This window comes from Enterobacter wuhouensis (assembly GCF_004331265.1).
In the GTDB taxonomy this organism is placed as follows: Bacteria; Pseudomonadota; Gammaproteobacteria; order Enterobacterales; family Enterobacteriaceae; genus Enterobacter; species Enterobacter wuhouensis.
Window position 1 is genome coordinate 208643 of record NZ_SJOO01000006.1, and the last position, 21888, is coordinate 230530.

The 21888-nt window shown below is 55.8% G+C and carries 19 protein-coding genes and 1 pseudogene; 8 read left to right on the plus strand and 12 right to left on the minus strand.

Annotated elements, in window-relative coordinates; translation table 11 throughout:
• Positions 1-93 precede the first annotated feature (93 nt).
• The 6 genes and pseudogenes from E0L20_RS24295 to E0L20_RS15325 form a co-directional block, all read right to left on the minus strand.
• Positions 94-225 (minus strand): annotated as a pseudogene (locus E0L20_RS24295) (ESPR domain-containing protein); the annotation flags it as partial.
• 41 nt (positions 226-266) lie between these two features.
• Entirely contained in the window at positions 267-908 is a 642-nt protein-coding gene (locus tag E0L20_RS15305; RefSeq protein WP_131634685.1) for a SadB/YajI family lipoprotein, read from the minus strand.
• Positions 909-1192: 284 nt separating this feature from the next.
• On the minus strand, positions 1193-1555 hold the full coding sequence (locus E0L20_RS15310) for a YibL family ribosome-associated protein (RefSeq protein WP_131634686.1): 363 nt from the start codon (positions 1553-1555) through the stop codon (positions 1193-1195).
• A 58-nt stretch (positions 1556-1613) separates the two neighbouring features.
• Positions 1614-2204 (minus strand): mannitol operon repressor MtlR, encoded by a 591-nt coding sequence (mtlR, locus tag E0L20_RS15315; RefSeq protein ID WP_131634687.1) that lies wholly within the window; start codon positions 2202-2204, stop codon positions 1614-1616.
• Positions 2201-3349 (minus strand): mannitol-1-phosphate 5-dehydrogenase, encoded by a 1149-nt coding sequence (gene mtlD / locus E0L20_RS15320; RefSeq protein WP_131634688.1) that lies wholly within the window; start codon positions 3347-3349, stop codon positions 2201-2203. The genes mtlR and mtlD overlap by 4 nt, the downstream gene beginning before the upstream one ends.
• Before the next feature lie 109 nt (positions 3350-3458).
• On the minus strand, positions 3459-5366 hold the full coding sequence (locus E0L20_RS15325) for a PTS mannitol transporter subunit IICBA (protein ID WP_131634689.1): 1908 nt from the start codon (positions 5364-5366) through the stop codon (positions 3459-3461).
• A gap of 576 nt (positions 5367-5942) precedes the next feature.
• Here E0L20_RS15325 and E0L20_RS15330 point away from each other — a divergent pair.
• From E0L20_RS15330 to selB, 5 genes are all read left to right on the plus strand, one after another.
• The gene (locus E0L20_RS15330) at positions 5943-6299 is read left to right on the plus strand and encodes a DUF3302 domain-containing protein (protein ID WP_131634690.1); all 357 of its coding nucleotides are present in this window, start codon (positions 5943-5945) and stop codon (positions 6297-6299) included.
• A gap of 2 nt (positions 6300-6301) precedes the next feature.
• A complete protein-coding gene (locus E0L20_RS15335; protein ID WP_131634691.1) occupies positions 6302-7438 on the plus strand; it encodes an HlyD family secretion protein in 1137 nt (378 codons plus the stop codon).
• Between the two features lie 94 nt (positions 7439-7532).
• A complete protein-coding gene (locus tag E0L20_RS15340; protein WP_131634692.1) occupies positions 7533-8141 on the plus strand; it encodes a glutathione S-transferase in 609 nt (202 codons plus the stop codon).
• Positions 8142-8244: 103 nt separating this feature from the next.
• Entirely contained in the window at positions 8245-9630 is a 1386-nt protein-coding gene (gene selA / locus E0L20_RS15345; protein WP_131634693.1) for an L-seryl-tRNA(Sec) selenium transferase, read from the plus strand.
• Positions 9627-11465: a selenocysteine-specific translation elongation factor gene (gene selB / locus E0L20_RS15350; protein ID WP_131634694.1), complete on the plus strand. Its 1839-nt coding sequence runs from the start codon at positions 9627-9629 to the stop codon at positions 11463-11465. The genes selA and selB overlap by 4 nt, the downstream gene beginning before the upstream one ends.
• Here selB and E0L20_RS15355 read toward each other — a convergent pair.
• Positions 11462-12334, minus strand: coding sequence for an ROK family protein (locus E0L20_RS15355; protein WP_131634695.1), 873 nt, complete (start codon positions 12332-12334; stop codon positions 11462-11464). The two genes, selB and E0L20_RS15355, sit on opposite strands and share 4 nt — an antisense overlap.
• 165 nt (positions 12335-12499) lie before the next feature.
• On the opposite strand from E0L20_RS15355, the gene exaC reads away from it, so the two are divergent.
• On the plus strand, positions 12500-14038 hold the full coding sequence (gene exaC / locus E0L20_RS15360; protein WP_131634696.1) for an acetaldehyde dehydrogenase ExaC: 1539 nt from the start codon (positions 12500-12502) through the stop codon (positions 14036-14038).
• Here the strand turns inward: exaC and E0L20_RS15365 are convergent.
• Positions 14035-15000 carry a LysR family transcriptional regulator gene (locus tag E0L20_RS15365; RefSeq protein WP_131634697.1) on the minus strand — a complete coding sequence of 322 codons (966 nt, stop codon included), beginning with the start codon at positions 14998-15000 and terminating at the stop codon, positions 14035-14037. The genes exaC and E0L20_RS15365 overlap by 4 nt on opposite strands.
• A 117-nt stretch (positions 15001-15117) precedes the next feature.
• On the opposite strand from E0L20_RS15365, the gene E0L20_RS15370 reads away from it, so the two are divergent.
• Positions 15118-15858: a MipA/OmpV family protein gene (locus E0L20_RS15370; RefSeq protein ID WP_131634698.1), complete on the plus strand. Its 741-nt coding sequence runs from the start codon at positions 15118-15120 to the stop codon at positions 15856-15858.
• Between the two features lie 81 nt (positions 15859-15939).
• Here the strand turns inward: E0L20_RS15370 and E0L20_RS15375 are convergent, their stop codons facing one another.
• Positions 15940-17889, minus strand: coding sequence for a glycoside hydrolase family 127 protein (locus tag E0L20_RS15375; RefSeq protein WP_131634699.1), 1950 nt, complete (start codon positions 17887-17889; stop codon positions 15940-15942).
• Positions 17890-17899: 10 nt separating this feature from the next.
• Positions 17900-19300 carry an MFS transporter gene (locus E0L20_RS15380; RefSeq protein ID WP_131634700.1) on the minus strand — a complete coding sequence of 467 codons (1401 nt, stop codon included), beginning with the start codon at positions 19298-19300 and terminating at the stop codon, positions 17900-17902.
• A gap of 226 nt (positions 19301-19526) precedes the next feature.
• Here E0L20_RS15380 and E0L20_RS15385 point away from each other — a divergent pair, with 226 nt between their 5' ends.
• Positions 19527-20336, plus strand: a complete 810-nt coding sequence (locus E0L20_RS15385; RefSeq protein ID WP_131634701.1) for a helix-turn-helix domain-containing protein — start codon at positions 19527-19529, stop codon at positions 20334-20336.
• Here E0L20_RS15385 and araD read toward each other — a convergent pair.
• Both araD and E0L20_RS15395 read right to left on the minus strand, forming a co-directional pair.
• On the minus strand, positions 20328-21032 hold the full coding sequence (gene araD / locus E0L20_RS15390; RefSeq protein WP_131634702.1) for an L-ribulose-5-phosphate 4-epimerase: 705 nt from the start codon (positions 21030-21032) through the stop codon (positions 20328-20330). The genes E0L20_RS15385 and araD overlap by 9 nt on opposite strands.
• Complete coding sequence (locus tag E0L20_RS15395) at positions 21026-21886, minus strand: L-ribulose-5-phosphate 3-epimerase (RefSeq protein ID WP_010436719.1); 861 nt, start codon at positions 21884-21886, stop codon at positions 21026-21028. The genes araD and E0L20_RS15395 overlap by 7 nt, the downstream gene beginning before the upstream one ends.
• Positions 21887-21888 lie beyond the last annotated feature (2 nt).

Here is a 21888-nt window from a genome sequence, read left to right on the forward strand (position 1 = left end):
CCAGCCGTTTCCTGCTGGATTACCCTCTTCGGTTACGCCTGTGCCCGTATCGTTCCCGGTATTGGCAAACACATTAACTGCTGACGCCAGGCTGCTCATGCCGATTAATGCGGACAAGACTAATTTTCTAGCGCCGGTTTTTTTTCCACGACTTTTTGCAGTCTCACTTGCTACTTTATATGTGCCAGTGGATGCATCCCAGATAACTTTAAAAATTTTGTTCAAAGTGATAGGTCCTTTTCATTAGTCTTTAAAATGTTGACGCTTTATTTTTTACTTTTTTTAACGTCAGATTTTGACGTTTTATTTGTGCCGAAAATGAGATTGTCCATATTAATACTCATTTTCAGATATTTAAGGTTGTTCGGTGATACGCCTTTCAATGTAAGGTCAATATCTTTCCATTGCCCAGGCAGTAACTCGATGCTTGAATCCATTTTTGTGCTAAATAAAAGCTGCTGCCAGCGAGTAAGCGCCTCTTTGTTTTTGGGCCTTTCGTTTCCCCATGCCATTTGGAAGGCAATGTTAGCAACAGGTACGCTTAAAAGATTAACTAGCGAAATATGAATGATGCTTCCATCGGTGGTCGGGGCGATTGAAATAATGCGGCCTGCCAGCCCAATCGAACCGTTATTCAAAACAAAAAAGCGGGTTTGGGTTGGATCGAGTTCTGTATAGGTTGAAGCCTTCTCTCTGGCATCAATATGGCCGACCGCTTTAGCAATAACTTTTTCATTATTCACAAGAATCTGTTGCTGTTTCTCAAGTTGCTCAATTCTTTTTAACTGGGCTTGCTGCTGCGCGCTGAATTCTGCGGCGTCAAATGTGTCGAGTTTTCTGTCGCAGCCGGATAGAATAAAAGGCAATGATATGATTAATGAATAATAAAGAGATTTAACGGCAAACATAGTTCTTCCTTAACGTTATGTCTTAACAAGAAGTTATCCTTTTCTTGTAATAAAAAATTGCAAAACGTGTCGAAGATTATCATTTGAAATCTTTAAATATAATTTAGTATTCCTAATTTCTGTGTTTAGTATTATTTATTCTGAGCGAATCATTCATGGTAAGAATGTTTGAGCGGGTGTAAAGGCGTGCGGGATAGTATTTCAGCGAGTAAGAGGGGGGGATTAAATTAAAGCAGTTATCTGATTGAACAGATAACTGCCTGAGATACTGTAAACAGCAAATCTTAGAATTCAGTTCTGGCGAAGCCGGTCATCTCTTTCAGGCCCATTTCGCGGCCAAGCTCGGTCATCGGGTGTACCACCACCAAACCACGGACGCTTTTCTTCAGCTTGCCCATGTCGGCCTGCTCTTTTTTGGTGATCGCACGACGGTGCGGCATGTTCATCAGCTTCTGCGCTTCTTTGCTCAGCTTCTGGCCTTTCACTTCGCGCAGGCGCTCGATCTCCGCTTCCAGCGTGGCGGCTTCCTTCTCTAGCTCGGCGTACTTCTCGGCGGAATCGACCAGGGAGAGGCCAGCCATCTGGTGGCGGATCAGATCCAGACGGTCGCTCAGGCGTTTAATTTCGTTCTTTTCGACTTCTTTCATGACAAATGACTCTAAAAACGGGGGATTTACAGGGAAGGATACACCAATGTGCGCAGGCTTACTTCTGAAACGCTTTTTTTAAGCTGATTCGGGAAATCAGCTCAGTCAGGGAAAGGACCATTGTGGAACGGACAACCTGTTGATAACGCAGCTTTTGCATCGCGTACAGCTCAGGATCGCTGTTATCAAAATGGGGGGCAGGGGGCAGTGCGGTCACGCAGTGCAGCTCGCCGAAGGGCCCCAGAATCTCATCATCGGTAAAGCTGTATTCGTTACCGTCATGATTTAACTCTTCGCGCAGCGCCATCAGCAGTTCAGCGTCTTCATATTCCGGCCTGCTCAGCACGCCAAGACCGTAAATCAGCTTCAGGCGTACCGACAAATCGCCCAGCGGTCCGTCTCCGTCCAGTAACGGTTCTACAGCATATTTTACCGCGTAGTCGTCTTTGCGGAACACCTGAAGCACCAGAATGTTCACCGCCTCGGTCAGTAGTTCGACGGCGGCAATCAGGAAGCTTCGTACGGTTTTGCCAGCATTCAGACGCTCAAGCACACGATTTTCATAGGCCTGGGTTTGTTCCATTATTGCCTGCATATCTGACAATCTGTTGTTTGGGCGCAGGCTTACCTGCGCCGCATTCTGCATCATTTGGTTGCGTTATACGCGTCAACCGCCTCCACAACCACGTCGCTGTTGGCGTCCAGACCGGAAATCTGCGCCAGCGCAGCCTGCGCGCCTTTGTCATCAATCAGCTGAGCCAGCTCAATCGCCTGCGGGTCCTGCTCGCTGCGGTAGTGCATCGCGGCGGCAATCCCTTTCACCAGGTTGGCGTGCGGCAGGCCGTATTCCAGCGTGCCGAGCAGCGGCTTAATCAGGCGATCGCCTGCACTCAGCTTGCGCAGCGGCTGACGGCCCACGCGCTCAACGTCATCTTTGAGATACGGATTTTCAAAACGACCGAGGATTTTCTGGATATATGCTGCGTGTTTTTCAGCATCAAAACCGTAGCGTTTGATCAGCACCGCGCCGCTCTCTTCCATTGCACCTTTTACCACAGCGCGAATGTTCTCATCGAGAATCGCGTCACGGATGGTCTGATGACCGGCCAATTTTCCGAGGTACGCGGTTATAGCATGCCCGGTGTTCAGCGTGAAGAGTTTACGTTCGACAAATGCCATCAGGTTATCGGTTAACTCCATGCCCGGGATGGTCGGCAGCGCGCCTTTAAACTGGGTTTTATCAACGATCCACTCGCTGAACGTTTCCACGGTGACTTCCAGCGGATCGTTGGTGGCGGATTCTGATGGCGGAACGATACGGTCAACGGCGGAATCAACAAAGCCAACGTGGGCTTCAACCCAGGTCTTGTCTTCATCCGCAACGGCGGCGAGAACGTGCCCTTTCAGCTGCGTGGTGCCGCGCACCATGTTTTCACAGGCGATGATGTTCAGCGGGGCGTCGTTACCCTGTGCTTTACGTTTTGCCAGGCCTTTAGCGACCGCAGGGGCGATGCGCTCAAGCACCACCGGGCCTACCGCCGTGGTGACCAGGTCAACGCTGGCGATCAGATCGATAACATCGTCGCCGATGCTGCTCACCGCATTCACGCCCGATACCGTTTCAACCTGCTCGTTTTCGCCCACCACGTGGACCTGATAGCTATGACGGGCATTCAGGGCATCCAGGACGACCTGATTCACATCGGCGAATGTCAGCGTAATGCCCGCGTCTGCCAGCAGTTTGCCGATAAAGCCACGACCGATATTACCTGCGCCAAAATGTAATGCTTTCATAGTATTAACCTTCCTAATGTTTTTACCCGAGAGGGCTGGGGTGAGGAACCGCATAACTTTCCCCTCACCCTAGCCCTCTCCCCAAAGGGGAGAGGGGATAGACCGGAACTTACTTGTTCAGCAGTGCCAGAACTTCTTCTACGCTGGTGGTGTTGGCCAGACGCTCAATGACGGTGTCGTCATCCAGGGCGTTGGTCAGGCTGGTAATCACCTGAATGTGCTCGTTGTTGCGAGCGGCGATACCGATCACCAGACGGGCAATATCGTCTTCTTCTTCGCCGAAGCGCACGCCCTGCGGATACTGACAGAACACCACACCGGTTTTCAGCACGCGGTCTTTCGCTTCAACCGTACCGTGCGGAACCGCGATGGATTCACCCAGATAGGTCGGGGTCAGCTTCTCACGTTCCAGCATCGCATCAACGTACTCTGGCTGAACGTAGCCGCCTTTCACCAGCTGCTCGCCGGCAAAGCGAATCGCCTCTTCTTTGGTGCTCGCGGTACGGCCGAGGAAGATGTTTTCCGCGCCCAGCCTGAACAGGTGAGCGTTGCTCTCGTCAAAGCTGTCCTGCAGGCTGCTGCGCACTTTCACTTCGTTGTCTTCGTGACGCTGCGCCGCGACCAGACGCTCGGTCAGGCTGGTGTACAGGCCGCTGTCGAGGAAGTTGGTCAGGGAAATGTGCTGCGCCTGCGGTACCTGACGCATGGCGCGTTCGGTCAGATCGCGGTGCGTGATCACCAGGTCAACGTCCGGCGGCAGGCTGTTAATCGCGCTGTTGGTCACAGAGATGTTGGTCAGGCCCGCATCCTGCACTTTCTTACGCAGTACGCCTGCACCCATTGCGCTGGAGCCCATACCGGCGTCGCAGGCAACGATGATTTTACGCACGTGGCTCAGGTCGTTAGAGACATCGCCAGCCGCCAGCGGGGTTGCGCCTTTGGATTCCGCTTTCATGTCGTGCATACGGCGGGTCGCCGCTTCAATATCGTCTTCTTCTTTCACTTTGCTGGTTTTCAGCAGGATGGCAGAGACAACGAAGGAGACCGCCATTGCCGCGCAAATTGCCGCGATGTTAGCGAAGTAAGCGCCTTTCGGGGTCATCGCCAGTACCGCCAGGATGGAACCCGGGGAAGCTGGAGAAACCAGACCACCGCCCAGCACGCTCAGGGTGAACACGCCGGTCATACCGCCGAGGATTACGGCCAGGATCAGACGTGGGTTCATCAGCACGTACGGGAAGTAAATTTCGTGGATACCGCCCAGGAAGTGGATGATTGCCGCGCCGCCCGCAGACTGCTTCGCGCTGCCGCGACCGAAGAACATGTACGCCAGCAGTACGCCCATACCCGGACCCGGGTTCGCTTCAATCAGGAAGAAGATGGACTTGCCGAGATCGTGAGACTGCTGAATACCCAGCGGTGAGAAGATACCGTGGTTGATGGCGTTGTTGAGGAACAGGATTTTCGCCGGTTCAACAAAGATAGACGCCAGCGGCAGCATGTCGTGCGCCACCATGAAGTTAACGCCCGCCGCCAGAATTTTGGACAGGACTTCAACCGCAGGGCCAATGCCGAGGAACGCCAGAATCGCGAGGATCATCCCGATGATGCCCGCGGAGAAGTTGTTCACCAGCATTTCGAAGCCGGACTTGATCTTGCCATCAACCCAGACGTCGAATTTCTTAATCGCCCAGCCGCCCAGAGGACCGGCAATCATGGCGCCGAGGAACATCGGCATATCCGCACCGACGATCACGCCCATGGTGGTGATAGCACCCACCACGCCGCCGCGGTCACCGCCAACCAGACGGCCACCGGTGTAACCGATGAGCAGCGGCAGCAGATAGGTAATCATTGGGCCAACAAGTTTCGCCAGCGTTTCGTTAGGCAACCACCCTGTCGGAATGAACAATGCGGTGATGATACCCCACGCGATAAACGCGCCGATATTTGGCATCACCATGTTGCTGAGAAAACGACCAAAGCTTTGAACTTTGATCTTGAAATCGGATGACATAAAACACCCCTTCTTATGTTTACGCTTAGGCTTGCGGCCCGAGGTTTATCGTTAATGTGCGGCGGCAGAGGTAGCCGGGCCCTGTTCTGATGCTGTGAAATCTGGCACTGAATCGTTCAACTGTCCAGACGGCGAAAATTTATGTGATCGCAGTCACGTAAATGTAGGGGGTAGAGAGATTATTGAAGTGATCTGCATCACAAAAACACGGTACAAAATAAATGCAACGGCCAGAAAAGCAGCAAAACCGCCCCTGTTTTGTGATCTTCATCACGTCAGCTTGTCGTGGGTTTGTTTCTGGAATGTGACTGAATTCACAAAATATTTTTATGCGGATTTGTCTGGGTGCATTTGGCGAAAAAGTTAAAGCTGGATTACGCTCATAATGTAAGGTTAAGTAGATTATTATTCAGGATATATTTTGACACGTTTATAAACTTGCGTGGAGATATTATAAAAAACCATACTCCCCGGCTCTGAAATAATAAATACAGGCTCTGTATTTAAAAATAAATTAATTAGATTGCATATCATTTTATTAATTTAATGAGTTGACGTTGTTAAAGTGAGGAGAATATGTTTCTCAACTATTTCGCGCTGGGCGTATTAATTTTTGTATTCCTGGTTCTGTTTTACGGAATCATCGCTATTCATGACATTCCCTATAATATGGCCAAAAAGCGTAACCATCCGCATGCCGATGCGATTCATACGGCGGGCTGGATCAGCCTGTTCACGCTCCATGCTATTTGGCCGTTCCTGTGGATTTGGGCCACGCTGTACCGGGAAGACCGCGGTTGGGGTATGCAGAATCATATCGCCACGCCTGATGAGGTTCCCGGCATGGATGCCCTGACCAAACGCGTGGCAGAGTTAGAGCAAAAGCTCGCCGCGGCACAGCCCGCTGCTGATAAGAAAACGCTGGAGCACTGATCGTGGATCTGTTAATTATTCTGACCTATGTGGCCTTCGCGTGGGCTATCTTTAAAATATTCCGCATTCCGGTCAATCAATGGACGCTTGCCACCGCAACGTTGGGCGGCGTCTTTATTGTTGCGGGCCTCATTCTGTTAATGAACTATAACCATCCGTATACCTTTACGGCGCAAAAAGCGGTTATTTCTATTCCGATTACGCCGCAGGTAACGGGGATCGTCACGGAAGTGACCGATAAAAATAATCAGCTCATTAAAAAAGGCGAGGTGTTATTTAAACTCGATCCGGGCCGCTACCAGGCACGCGTCGACAGGCTGAAGGCTGACCTGGTAACCGCCACGCACAATATCGATAACCTGAAAGCGCAGCTTTCGGAAGCGGTCGCCAACACCACCCGCGTGTCCGCCGAACGCGACCGTCTGTTTAAAGACTATCAGCGCTATCTGAAAGGCAGCCAGGCGAAGGTTAACCCGTTCTCTGAGAGCGATATCGATAACGCCCGTCAGAACTATCTCGCGCAGGATGCGATGGTGAAAGGCTCCGTTGCAGAACAGACGCAGATACAAAGCCAGTTGGACAGCATGGTCAATGGCGAGCAGTCGCAGATTGCGTCCCTGCGCGCCCAGCTAGCCGAAGCAACCTATAACCTCGATCAGACCGTGGTGCGTGCCCCAAGCAACGGCTATATCACCCAGGTGCTAATCCGTCCGGGAACCTACGCCGCCGCGCTGCCGCTGCGCCCGGTGATGGTGTTTATTCCTGAACAGAAACGTCAGATCGTGGCGCAGTTCCGGCAGAACTCGCTGCTGCGCCTGAAGCCGGGCGATGAGGCGGAAGTGGTGTTTAACGCGCTGCCGGGCCAGGTCTTCTCCGGCAAACTCACCAGCGTCCTGCCGGTGGTGCCCGGAGGATCATATCAGGCGCAGGGCGCATTGCAGGCGCTGACCGTTGTGCCGGGTACCGACGGCGTGCAGGCGCTCATCGAGCTGGAGCCAAACGCGGATGTCGATGCTCTGCCGGACGGCATTTATGCCCAGGTGGCGGTCTATTCTGACCACTTCGCCCACGTTTCGGTGATGCGTAAGGTCCTGTTACGCATGACCAGCTGGATGCACTACCTCTACCTGGATCATTAATCTCCCCGACGGAGGCAGGAATGCGATACGCATACCTGCCTTTTTTTTCGCCTTGATCCATACTGATTTCTTTATGGATATTCAGGATCAGGCAATGAAACTCATCGGCAGCTACACCAGTCCCTTCGTGCGTAAAATTTCGATTCTCCTGCTGGAGAAAGGGATTGAGTTTGAATTCATAAATGAACAGCCCTACAACGCCGAAAACGGCGTGGCGCAGTACAACCCGCTGGGGAAAGTCCCTGCGCTGGTGACGGACGAAGGCGAATGCTGGTTTGATTCCCCCATTATTGCCGACTACATCGAGCTGCTCGGCGTAGCGCCGCGGATGCTGCCCGCCGACCCTAAGGCTGCGCTGGCGATAAAGCAAATTGAAGCGCTGGCCGATGGCATTATGGATGCGGGGCTGGCCTCCGTACGCGAGCAGGCAAGACCTGCCGTGCAGCAGTCAGAAACCGAGCTGCTGCGCCAGCGTGAAAAAATCAGCCGCAGCCTGGACATGTGCGAGCAGCTCATTCGGGACGGTAAAATTAAGAATGAGGAGGTAAACCTGGCGACGATTGCCATCGCCTGCGCGATTGGCTATCTCAACTTCCGCCGCGTGTCCCCCGGCTGGTGCGTGGAGCGCCCGCAGCTGGTGAAGCTGGCGGAAACCCTCTTCCAGCGCGAAAGCTTTGCCCAGACCGAACCGCCAAAGGCTTGATGCGGGATATAACACTTCGCGGCGGGAGGCGGTACAATCCCACCACATGTTAACTCCCTCTCCCGTCGGGAGGGGGGAAGATATTCACTCGCCAGGCGCTTTCATGACAACTCATCACTCCCTCTATACCCAAATTCCCGCGACCGATCGTTTGCTTCGTGAGCCTCGCGTTCACGCTGCCCTGGCGCTGTTCGGCCATACCGCGACGGTCGAGATGCTACGCCAGCTTCAGGACGAAGCCCGGCGCCATATTCAGGCGGAGAATGCGTTGCCCGCCTGGTGCGAAGCGTGGGAGCGGGAAGTTGAGCTGAGGCTGGCTGAGAATGCGCAAAGCGCGCTGCGCCCGGTGATTAACCTGACGGGAACGGTTCTGCACACCAACCTCGGGCGTGCGCAACAGGCCGACGAGGCGGTGGCGGCGGTCACGCAGGCCATGCGCTCCCCGGTCACGCTGGAGTACGATCTGGACGGAGCAGGGCGCGGCCACCGCGACCGCGCGCTGGCGGATCTCCTCTGCAGGATCACCGGGGCGGAAGATGCTTGTATCGTGAATAACAACGCGGCGGCGGTGCTATTGATGCTGGCCGCCACGGCGAGCGGCAAAGAGGTGGTGGTGTCGCGCGGCGAGCTGGTGGAGATAGGCGGGGCGTTTCGCATTCCTGACGTCATGCGCCAGGCCGGCTGTGCGCTGCACGAGGTCGGCACCACAAACCGCACGCATGCGAAAGATTATCGCGCGGCGGTAAATGAAAATACCGCGCTGCTGATGAAGGTGCATACCAGTAATTATCATATTGAAGGTTTTACCAAAACGGTCGACGAGGCGGAGCTGGCCGCAATAGGTCACGAGCTGAATATTCCGGTGATTGCCGATCTTGGCAGCGGTTCGCTGGTGGACTTGAGCCAGTACGGGCTGCCAAAAGAGCCTATGGTGCAGGAGATGATTGCGGCGGGCGTAAGCCTGGTCAGCTTCTCCGGCGACAAGCTGCTGGGCGGGCCGCAGGCGGGGATCATCGTCGGCAAGCGCGAGCTGATAGCGCAACTGCAGCAGCACCCGCTGAAGCGCGCCCTGCGTGCCGATAAAATGACGCTGGCCGCGCTGGACGCCACGCTGCGGCTTTATCTCCACCCGGAGAAGCTGGCCGAGCGCCTGCCAACGCTGCGTATGTTGTCCCGCGATGCGGCTTCGATTCGCGCGCAGGGGGAGTTATTGTTGCCCGAGATCGCGCCGCACTATGCTGATTTTGATGTGCGCCTCGAATCCTGCCAGTCGCAAATCGGCAGCGGGTCGCTGCCGGTAGACAGGCTGCCGAGCGAAGCTCTGACGTTCACGCCGCGCGACGGGCGCGGCAGCCAGCTTGAGGCGCTGTCGGCGCGCTGGCGAGCCTTGCCGACGGCGATTATCGGGCGAATTTACGATGGCCGAATGTGGCTGGATCTACGCTGTCTTGAAGATGAAGCGCGTTTTCTGGAGATGTTGTTGAAATGATTATTGCCACCGCCGGTCACGTCGACCACGGAAAAACCACCTTGCTGCAGGCAATCACCGGCGTAAACGCCGATCGTCTGCCGGAAGAGAAAAAGCGCGGTATGACCATCGATCTGGGCTATGCCTACTGGCCACAGCCGGATGGCCGCGTGCTGGGATTTATTGACGTGCCCGGCCACGAAAAGTTTCTTTCTAACATGCTGGCGGGCGTCGGGGGTATTGACCATGCCCTGCTGGTGGTGGCCTGCGACGACGGCGTGATGACGCAAACGCGCGAGCATCTGGCGATCCTGCAGCTTACGGGCAACCCGCAGCTGACCGTTGCGCTAACAAAAGCCGACCGCGTAGATGACGCCCGTATTGAGGAGGTACGCGATCGGGTGCAGGCGACGCTGCGCGAGTTTGGTTTTTCGGATGCTTCACTGTTTGTCACGGTGGCGACAGAAGGACGCGGTATTGACGAACTTCGCGACCATTTGCAGCAGTTGCCCTCTCGCGAGCACGCCGATCACCATCGTTTCCGCCTGGCTATCGACCGCGCGTTTACCGTAAAGGGCGCAGGCCTGGTGGTGACGGGAACGGCCCTGAGCGGCGAAGTGAAGGTAGGCGACACGCTGTGGCTCACGGGCGTTAACAAGCCCATGCGCGTGCGCGGACTGCATGCCCAGAATCAGCCAACGGAGAGGGCGTATGCCGGGCAGCGTATTGCGCTGAATATCGCCGGTGATGCAGAAAAAGAGCAGCTTAATCGGGGAGACTGGCTGCTTGCTGATGCACCACCTGAACCGTCCGAGCGGGTGATTGTTGCCCTGCAGGCCCATACTCCGCTCACGCAGTGGCAGCCGCTGCATATTCACCATGCGGCCAGCCATATTACCGGGCGCGTATCGCTGCTGGAGAACGACCTCGCTGAGCTGGTGTTCGATTCCCCGCTCTGGCTAGCGGATAACGATCGTCTGGTGCTGCGCGACATCTCGGCGCGGGAAACGCTGGCAGGCGCGCGCGTGGTGACGCTCAATCCGCCGCGTCGCGGCAAGCGTAAGCCAGAGTATCTTCAGTGGCTGGCGACGCTGGCGCAGGCCAGCGATGATAAATCCGCATTGCTGGTCCATCTCGAACGGGGCGCAGTCAACCTTGCCGATTTTGCATGGGCCCGCCAGCTGAGCGGAGAGGGTTTGCGCCTGTTGACCCAGGAGCCCGGCTTTATCCAGTCCGGTTACAGCCTGCTGAATGCGCCCGTTGCGGCGCGCTGGCAGCGTAAAATCCTCACCACGCTTGCGACCTATCATGAGCAGCATCAGGATGAACCCGGCCCCGGTCGTGAACGTCTGCGGCGCATGGCGCTGCCGATGGAAGACGATGCGCTGGTACTGCTGCTGATTGAAAACATGCGCGAAAGCGGCGAGATCGCCAGCCATCACGGCTGGCTGCATCTGCCGGATCACAAGGCGGGCTTTACCACAGAGCAGGAAGCAGCCTGGCTAAAAGCGGCTCCTCTGTTCGGCGATGAGCCGTGGTGGGTTCGCGATCTCGCCCGCGAAACGAATACCGACGAGCAGATAATGCGTCAGGTGTTACGCCACGCGGCGCAGCAGGGGCTAATAGTGGCGATCGTGAAAGATCGTTATTACCGTAACGATCGGATTGTGGCGTTTGCCAACATGATCCGCGAGCTTGACCGGGCGCGGGGATCGACCTGTGCGGCGGACTTCCGCGACCGGCTTAACGTGGGGCGCAAGCTGGCCATCCAGATCCTGGAGTATTTCAACCGCATTGGGTTTACGCGCCGTCGCGGCAATGACCATGTGCTTCGCGACGCGCAGCTGTTCCCCTAAGCGTTCTGCTTCGCCAGCCAGACCGCGCCCAGCCGTCCCGCCTGGTTACCGAGTTCGCAGGGCAGAATGGGCACCTTGAGCGCTTCCCACTCTTCGAACCGCTGCAAATACTTATCGAGCAGGAGGTAAATTTTCTCCTGCTCGCTAATTCCGCCGCCAATCAGCACCACCTGTGGGTCAAACATGGAGATCACGCTGTAAACGCCGCGGGACAAAAAATGCGCCCACTCTTCAATGGCTTCGTGCAGATGGACGTCGCTCTCCATGCGCTTGAACAGCTCCTCGCCGTGGGGCATTTCATCTTCAGAAAGCCGCAGCGCGCGGCTGCAGGCCTTCATCAGGCCGCTGGCAGACGCCACCTCGTGCATGCACTCGCCGTTATTGCCGACCGGAAGCACGCCAAACTCTCCCGCCCGATAGTGTGAGCCGCGATAGAGATCGCCTTCCATCACAATTCCCCCGCCGATGCCGGTTCCTATCGTGATGCACACGAAATGCGCGTAGTCCTTGCCCGCGCCCTGCCAGCGTTCACCCAGCGCCGCGCAGTTGGCGTCGTTTTCAATGGTGACAGGGAGATCGGTCAGGCCAGCAAAGAGTTCGCACAGGTTTTCGCCGTCAAGGTAGTCGAGCGCCCCCGCTTTTGCCGCTTCGCCGGTATGGTGATTGATGTGGCCGGGAAAGCTCACGCCGATGCCAGCGATGTCATGTTCCTTTTGATAGGCGGCAACCACCGCTTTCCACTTCTTTTTGAAGGCGTTTTCATCTTCGGGCGTATCGTATTCATCAGACACAATTTCCCTGCCGTTCTCATCAATCACGCCGTGTTTAATGTGCGTTCCACCTACGTCAAAGCCGATAAACAGCTGCATCGCGTCGTTCCTCGTGAGCCCTTGAACTGTTAAGTATGGCTCAGCGGCGGAAACGAAACGTAAAGTACGGTAATCCGTGATACGGCTCGTAAACCCGTCACCCGCTGGCGAGAAAATCGCCAGCCGCAGCTACCCTTGTTGTACACCAACAGCAAGGAGACGGACATGACGAACAATCCTCCCTCATCGCGCGTTCAGCCCGGCGAGTATGGTTTTCCCCTCAAGCTGAAGCCCCGTTATGACAACTTTATCGGCGGCGACTGGGTCGCTCCCGTCGACGGCGAATACTATTCCAATCTAACGCCCGTCACCGGCCAGCCGCTGTGTGAAATAGCCAGTTCGGGCAGGCGCGATATCGATCTGGCCCTGGACGCGGCGCACAGCGCCAAAGATAAATGGGGGCAAACCTCCGTTCAGGACAGAGCCGCCATCTTGTTCAAAATTGCCGATCGGATGGAGCAGAACCTCGAGCTGCTGGCAACGGCGGAGACCTGGGATAACGGCAAACCGATCCGTGAAACCATGGCGGCGGATGTGCCGCTGGCGATTGACCACTTTCGTTATTTTGCCTCCTCCATTCGTGCTCAGGAGGGGGGGATCAGTGAAGTCGATAAAGATACCGTGGCGTATCACTTCCACGAGCCGCTGGGCGTGGTGGGACAAATTATTCCGTGGAACTTCCCGCTGCTGATGGCGAGCTGGAAAATGGCCCCCGCCCTGGCGGCAGGCAACTGCGTGGTACTCAAACCTGCGCGCTTAACGCCGCTTTCCGTGCTGCTGTTAATGGAGGTGATTGGCGATCTGCTGCCTCCGGGCGTTATCAACGTGGTCAACGGTGCGGGCGGCGAAATCGGGGAATATCTGGCGACCTCAAAGCGTATCGCCAAAGTCGCGTTTACCGGATCGACGGAAGTGGGGCAGCAGATCATGCAGTATGCGACCCAGAACATCATTCCGGTGACGCTGGAGCTGGGCGGCAAATCCCCGAACATCTTCTTTGCTGACGTGATGGATGAAGAGGACGCCTTCTTCGATAAAGCGCTGGAAGGGTTTGCGCTCTTTGCGTTCAACCAGGGCGAAGTCTGCACCTGCCCAAGCCGCGCGCTGGTGCAGGAGTCCATTTATGAGCGCTTCATGGAGCGGGCGATCCGCCGCGTGGAGTCGATCCGCAGCGGTAACCCACTCGATAACGTCACGCAGATGGGCGCGCAGGTGTCGCATGGACAGCTGGAAACCATCCTCAACTACATTGATATTGGCAAAAAAGAGGGGGCCGATGTCCTGACCGGCGGTAGACGCAAGATGCTGGGCGGCGATCTGCAGGAAGGATATTACCTTGAGCCGACGATCCTGTCCGGTAAAAACAACATGCGCGTTTTCCAGGAGGAGATTTTCGGACCGGTGCTGGCCGTGACGACCTTCAAAACGATGGAGGAGGCGCTGGAAATTGCCAACGACACGCAGTACGGCCTGGGGGCGGGCGTCTGGAGCCGTAACGGTAATCTGGCTTATAAGATGGGCCGGGGCATTCAGGCCGGGCGCGTATGGACCAACTGCTACCACGCCTATCCGGCACATGCCGCGTTCGGCGGCTACAAACAGTCGGGCATTGGGCGTGAAACCCATAAGATGATGCTGGAGCACTACCAGCAGACAAAATGCCTGCTGGTAAGCTATTCCGATAAACCACTGGGGCTGTTTTAATCGTCCTGCTCAGGTCGTCCGTGGACGGCCTGAGCAATCTTATGCCGCAGGTGGTTTAATATGCCATCCAGCACATACTGTACGCGCCAGGGTTGATATTCCCGCTTGCGGAAAATGGCGGTGAGATCGATCCACCACTCTTCCTGATGCGGGAAGCAGGGAACCAGTGCGCCGTGGGTTAACTCTTTTTTCAGACTCTCTTTCGGCGCGAATACAATGCCAAGATTATTTCTTGCCAGTTCCAGCGCCGTTTGCGTGTTGTCGCAGATATAATTTCCCGTCACTTTGTAATCGCAAATATCCTCGCTGCCGTGAGCGCGAAAACGCCAGATGTTGGCATCGTCCACCAGCATCGAGTCTATTAATATACACGAGTGGTTGATGAGATCGTCAGGGCCACTGATGGGATGTAAATTTAAATAATCTTTGGTTGCAAATGCCGTGACGGAATATTGTGTTAATACGCTCGCCACTAAATTTTCATCTTTGGGCTGGGCGTAGGTAATTAAAATATCGCAGTCCTCAGGAAATGAGACGCCTTCAGAGAATTCATTGCGATCGAGGTTGTACGTTTTGAGCGAGAGGCGAATATCGCCGATCTCTTTAATTTTATGGATAACATGGCGTGCGAGGTATGTGACTATGCCGGTCGGCGCATAAATTGTCACTTTCCCACGCTTTTCATGCTTATAATCAGCAATGAAATTAATGAGTTGGGTGTTTTTATCCAGCGTGGCGTCAATATAGGGGAGTAAGGCCTCCCCAAACTGAGTGAGCGCCAGCTGGCGGGTGGTTCGTTCGAAAACCTTGAGCCCAACGCGCGTTTCAAAATCAGACAGATACTTGCTCACGTTGGCCTGCGCCATTCCTAACAGTGCGGCGGCGTCACCAATGCTGTGCGTTGCCGCAATGACGGAAATAATTTTTAGCTCACGCGGTTTTAATTGCAGGTTAGCCATCATGCGCACCCATCTATATGATTTCTTATATAGTATTATATAAACGGTATCGTTGCATGGGTAAATTTGTAACCATTATTATGCGCCACGCGAGTTGGGCGTTTAAATGGATTGCAAAGAATGACTGTTAAAAATAATTTACTGATTGCTGCCGCGTTATTCGTAACGTCATCTGCAATGGCGGGTGATTTATCACTTGGGGCGGGTGCGGTATTTAATGAATCGCCTTATAAGGGGTATAACGAAAATACCACCGCCGTACCTTTAGTGAGCTACGAAGGCGATCGTTTTTACGTCCGTCAGACCACCGGGGGATGGATCCTGTGGAAAGACAGCAAGAATGAAATCAGCCTGACCGCATCCTGGATGCCGCTGAGTTTCGATCCCGACGACAACGACGACCGTCAGATGAAACATCTTGATGAGCGTAAGGCCTCGGCGTTCCTCGGCGGCGCGTACTACCGCCATGAAAGCTGGGGGAGCCTTAAATTTGCCGTCTCCGGCGATGCAATGGACGAAAGCGGCGGCGTGGTGGGTGAGATCTCTTACTTCCATCCCATCCGCATGGATCGCCTGACGCTGATCCCTTCCTTGGGCGTTTTCTACAGCGACGAAAGCTACAACGACTACTACTACGGCGTCTCCGGCAGCGAGTCGCGTCGTTCGGGTCTTGATGAATACGCCGCAGGCGACAGCTGGACGCCGTACGTCGGCCTGGCCGCGAAATATCAGCTGACGCAGAACCTGTTCCTGAATGCGAGCGCGGTGTATACCGCGCTGCCTGACGACGTGAAGAACAGCCCGATGATTGACCGCGACGACAGCTTCGCGCTGATGACAGGCATTACCTGGCGTTTCTGATTGCCCAAAGCCGGGTGGCGGCTCCGCCTTACCCGGCCTACGTAGGGCACATCGTAGGCCCGGTAAGCGCAGCGCCGTTAATTATGCCTCATCCACCCAGATGCGCATTTCCCCTTCGCCCCGATTCGCCCAGCTAAACCACGGAATAAAGGTCAGGGTCCGGGGCTGTCGTTGAACGGGCGAGCGGTCGTACTGCCACAGCGCATCCGTCTCCTTCACGTGACACCCCATCCCCTCTGTCTGGATCAGCATCTTATGCGCGAAAATCCCTTTCCCTTCAAAGACCCGAAATTCGCCGTCAGCGGGCAGGGAGAGGTTATGCAGATCCGCACCGTTGTCGGCCTCTTCCAGACAGTAGACCAGCGGGCCGCGCTGCAGCGCAACTTTTCCGGCCTGCTGGCGCACCTGCGGGTTGCCATACACGCGGCGTACCGGCATGGGCAACGTCAGCGTAATGACGTCACCCTCCTGCCAGCTGCGGGTGAGGTAGAGGTATCCGCGGGATACGTCACCCGTTACCGCTTCGCCATTTAATGAAACATCAGGCGACGCGCACCAGTCCGGCAGGCGCAGAGCCAGCGTGTGTGTAACGGCGACCGGAGAGGCGATCTCGATTTTCACCTGCTCATGCCACGGATAGTTTCCGCTGATACGCAGCTGCAGCGACTGATTGCCAACCGGGATCGCTACGTCGTTGCCCACGTACAGATTGATAAATAGCGCATCCGGACGAACGGTATAGACGTAATGACCCAGCGAGGTCAGCACGCGGGCAATGTTTGGCGGACAGCAGGCGCAGCCAAACCAGCGCTGGCGTACCGGCTTGACGTGGTCGTAGATATGGTTAAAGGCCAGCGTTTTCGGGTGTACTTCGAGTGGGTTCACGTAGAAGAAATGCTTCCCGTCCAGCGCCATTCCGCCCAGCACCGTGTTGTATAACGCGCGCTCCATGACGTCGGCATAGTGACCGTCCGCCTCCATCTCCAGCATTCGGCGGGCAAACATCATCAGGCCGATTGAGGCGCAGCTTTCAGCGTAAACCGTATCGTTGGGCAGATCGTAATCGCTGCTGAAGGCTTCGCCGCTGCTCTGGGAGCCGATCCCGCCGGTGATGTAGAGCTGGCGCTGCGCCATGTTTTTCCACAGCCGCAGGCAGTCCTGGCGTTTTCCTTCGTCATTGCTCAGGCGCGCCAGATGCGCCATGCCTGCCATCAGGTAGACAAAACGGACGGCGTGACCGATGGCCGTTTGCTGTTCGGCAAGAGGCTGATGCGCCTGGCTGTAGGCTTTGTCCTTGACCATCCAGGCCGGACCATAGGTGTTCCAGTATGATGTTCTGCCGCGCTTCTCATATTCGATATCGTAGAAGTGAGGCTGCACGCCGCGTTGTTCAACGAAATATTTCACCAGCGTGAGGTAGCGGGGCTCCTGCGTGACGTCGTAAAGCCGCATCAGCGCCAGCTCGATTTCCGGGTGGCCCGGATAACCATGTAGCTGGTTTTCACCGGGGCCAAACACGCTGTCGATATGGTCCGCCAGCCTGCAGACCACATCCAGCAGACGGCGTTTCCCTGTTCCCTGGAAATACGCCACGCCCGCTTCAATCATATGTCCGGCGCAGTACAGCTCGTGGCATTCGGCCAGATTCGTCCAGCGCTCCTCGGGGGCTCTCACCGTAAAGTACGTGTTGAGATAGCCATCTTCACACTGCGCTGCGGCAATCAGTTCAATGACCTCGTCGGCGGTTTTTTCCAGTTCAGCATCCGGTTTCTGGCACAGCGACCACGCCACGGCTTCGAGCCATTTCGCCACGTCGCTATCCTGAAATACCATGCCGTAAAACTCACCCTTTTCCAGCCCCGCCGCAATGCGGAAGTTGGTGATGGCGTGGCTCGGTTCGGCTTCGGTTACCCGGTCGTTTAGCGCCTCCCACTGGTAGGGGATCACCACATCACGCACCAGCCGTTGGTACTGGCCGAGAAACGGATCGTTAATTTTCAGTTGATGCAGGTCGGCTTCCATTATGGACATATCGTTCTCCTCAGGAGGGTACGTGACGCTGGCGCAGGTCGGTGGCAATGCGCGACATCATTGGATTGTTAAGCCTGCACCAACGGATAGACACGGCCAGCAGCAGATGGAAAAGGGCGGGGAGCAGCGTCTCCATGGCGGTGATGCCCTGCAGCGAGGCAGGCGTTTGATTGCCCGCGCCCGGCTGGTAGGCGACGGCGATAAACACCAGGCTGATGATCCCGGCGCTGGATGCCCACGCGAGCTTGATGAAAAACAGGTTAAAGGCGAAGTTCATGCCTGATGAGCGCACGCCGGTTTTCCACTCGCCGTAGTCGTCGGCAAAGGCCATCAGCGAAAAGTGCAGCGGCAGGGTAAAGCCCAGAATAACGCCGTTGCTCAGAATGATAATCAGCCATAGCGTCTGGTGCGCCGGGCCGCCCGGCAGGAACCACATGCCCACCGCCAGCGCGGCCAGCACCAGGTTGGTGTAGTAGTAAAGCTTGACGGTATCGATACGACGAGTGAGCGGGCTAACGATCACCGCGCCCAGAATGGCGGCAAAGGTCACCATAGTGAAAAACAGCGAGGTGTACGCCGTGCTGCCCTGAAGCACGTAGGTGATGAAGTACATGTAGCCGCCGCCGCGAATGTTGAAGACGTTGATCAGCAGGAACGACATCACCAGCATCAGCAGCAGCTGGTCGTTGTTGCGCAGCCCGGCGAGATGTTCGCGCAGCGTGAATTTGCCCATCAGCGCCAGCGGTACGCGCTCGCGCACCCAAAAGAAACAGCACAGGAACATCACCACGGCGATAGCGCACAGCACGCCGACCCCGAGCTGATACCCCTTCGCGGTATCGCCCTGGCCCAGCTCCGCCACCAGCCACGGCAGGCCAACGGAAACCAAAAAGCCCGCCACGCCGCAGAGGACAAATCGCCAGGACTGGCAGGAGATAACCTCGCCGTGGCGGGTGGTCATGGTATTGATCAGCGCGCAGTAGGGCACGTTGATGGCGGTATAGCCGACGGACAGCAGCAGATAGGTGCCGAACGCCCAGGCGATTTTCACCCCCATGCCGGCGTCCGGTACGGTGAAGGTCAGCACGCCGATAATGCCAATCGGCAGCGCCACCCACAGCTGCCAGGGGCGGAAGCGTCCCCAGCGGCTTTGCGTGCGGTCGGCAATGATGCCCATCACCGGATCGGAAATCGCGTCAAACACGCGCAGGGCAATAAACAGCGTGCCCACAAGCGCCGGGGTCAGGCCAAATACATCGGTGTAGAAAAAGGTCAGAAAGTTCATGATCAGGCAGGTCATCACCGTGCCGCCCGCGTCGCCCAGGCCGTAGCCAATTTTCTCGCGAACGGACAAACGGTCATCTATCGCCCGGTGTGCAACGTCAGACTCTGTAATCGGTGTGGAAGTCATCGGGTAACTCCTCGGTAATCGAATTTATTATCGTATTTGTGCAAGGTACCCCTTTTATTCTGCACTCCACGGAAAGACCAACAAGGGAAGGGAAAAGTATAAAAAGGTGACGATTCCGACCTGATGGTAAATTTGTGATGCCGATCGAGCAGGTATTTAATTATTTATTAATAATCAATGGATAAACTCAATAATGGCCACATAAAAAGCGGAATGGTGAATATCCATGCTTGAATTATCCATAGCGCTTCCGATTAAAGTACAAAACGGCGGTTTGTTTATCTCCAGGGGCGTGGGCCGCCATCCTGCGCGAAAATTAACGTCGTGGGAGATTATTTTTGTCGAAAAAGGGACGTTAACGATCCAGGAGGAAAACGCGGTTTTTGAGGTAAAAGCGGGGGAAAGTTTGCTGCTTTGGCCCGATCGGCGGCACGTGGGGACAGAAGACTTTCCGGCGGATCTGAAATTTTACTGGCTGCATTTTGAGGTTGAGCATCACCCGCCACGGTTACCTAACCTGGCAATAGAACAACACTGCTGCGTGAGGGATGCACAATATACGATCGCTCTGTTTCGGCAATTCCTGACCGAGCAGGAAAAATTGCAGCGCAGCGTGGCGCTGGAAATGATCTTATTGCTGATTTTACAGCAAATATCTCTTTCATCAGGTTACGAAGATAAAGCGGATGAAGCGGGTGCGGCAATGGCGTGGAAGGCTAAACAGCTTATTCGCACGCAGTTTCATTTGCCGCTCTCCACGTCGCAGCTGGCAAAAGAGCTGCACTGCAATGCGGATTATCTGGGGCGCGTATTTCGGCGGACGTTTCATTTAACCCTGACGGAGGCGATCCATCGCCAGCGCGTCAGGGCGGCGGAAAAGCTGCTGCTCAACGATTCTGCGTCATTAACCGAAGTGGCCACCCGCTGCGGTTTTAATGACGTGGGCTATTTTCGGCAGATTTTTTCGAAGTACACCGGCTTAACGCCCGCCGTCTGGAAACGGCGGTACTGTAAGGAGCACATTAATTCAGGATGATTGCTGCCCGTAGTAGGCATTCGCACCGTGCTTGCGCAGATAGTGTTTGTCCAGCAATTCCTGCTGCATATCCGGCAGCTGTGGCGCGAGCTGGCGTGAGAACAGGCCCATATAGGCGCACTCTTCCAGCACTACGGCATTGTGGACCGCGTCGGCGGCATCTTTGCCCCAGGCAAACGGGCCGTGCGAGTGCACCAGCACCGCCGGGATCTGCATCGGATTTAAGTCGCGCTCCTCGAAGGTTTTAATAATCACTTCGCCCGTCTGGTATTCGTACTCGCCCGCGATCTCGGCCGCGGTCATAAGACGCGTGCAGGGGATCGCACCGTAGAAATAGTCTGCATGCGTTGTGCCCCATGCGGGGAGATCCCGGCCCGCCTGCGACCAGATGGTGGCGTGGCGGGAATGGGTATGTACGATGCCGCCAATCTCCGGGTAGCGGCGATACAGCGCAAGGTGGGTCGGCGTGTCGGAGGAGGGCTTTTTACTTCCCTCGACCACTTCACCGGTAGCGATATTCACCACCACCATATCCTCTGCCGTCATCACGTCATACTCCACGCCGGAGGGCTTAATCACCATCATGCCGCTTTCGCGATCCACCGCGCTGACATTGCCCCAGGTAAAGGTCACCAGCTGGTGGGCGGGCAGCGCCAGGTTTGCTGCCAGCACCTCGGCTTTGAGTTGTTCTAACATGTCATGCCTCCTTCCTGCATTCGGGCTTCAATCCAGCGGCGCGCCTGGATGATTTCCAGCACCGGCTCTTTTGCCTTTTCGGTCCACATTTCAATCAGAAACGCGCCGCGATAGTTGAGCTTATTCAGCGTGTTAAACACGCCAACGAAATCGACGCAGCCTTCGCCAAACGGCACGTCGCGGAACTGCCCGGGACTTTGCGCGGTGACGGGTTGGGTATCTTTCAGGTGTATAGCCGCGATGCGGTCAATGCCCAGCGTCAGCTCGGCGGTGACGTCGTTGCCCCACGCGCTGAGGTTGCCGACGTCCGGGTAAACGCTGAACCACGGCGAGGCGAGCATGTCGTCCCACTTTTTCCATTTGCTGATGGAGTTCATAAACGCGGTGTCCATGATCTCCACGGCCAGCATCACCTGCGCGGCGGCGGCCTGCTCGACGGCCCACGCCAGCCCTTCGGCAAAGCGCTGCTGCGTGCCCTCATCGTGCTCTTCGTAGTAAACGTCATAACCCGCAAGCTGAATGGTGCGAATGCCTAAGTCACGCGCCAGCCTGATGGCTTTGGTCATGATCTCGCGGGCGCGTTGGCGCACGGTTTCATCCCGGCTGCCAAACGGAAAGCGGCGATGTGCGGAAAGACACATCGACGGGATCGCCACGCCGGTTTCCAGCATCGCTTCAACCAGCGAAGCGCGCTGCGTGGTGCTCCACTCGAGGCGTGACAAACGCTCGTCTGTCTCGTCGACGGACATCTCAACAAAATCGAACCCGCAGCTTTTCGCCAGCACCAGACGCTCTGGCCAGGAGAGATCTTTCGACAGCGCTTTTTCGTAAATCCCTAACGGATGTTGACGCATGG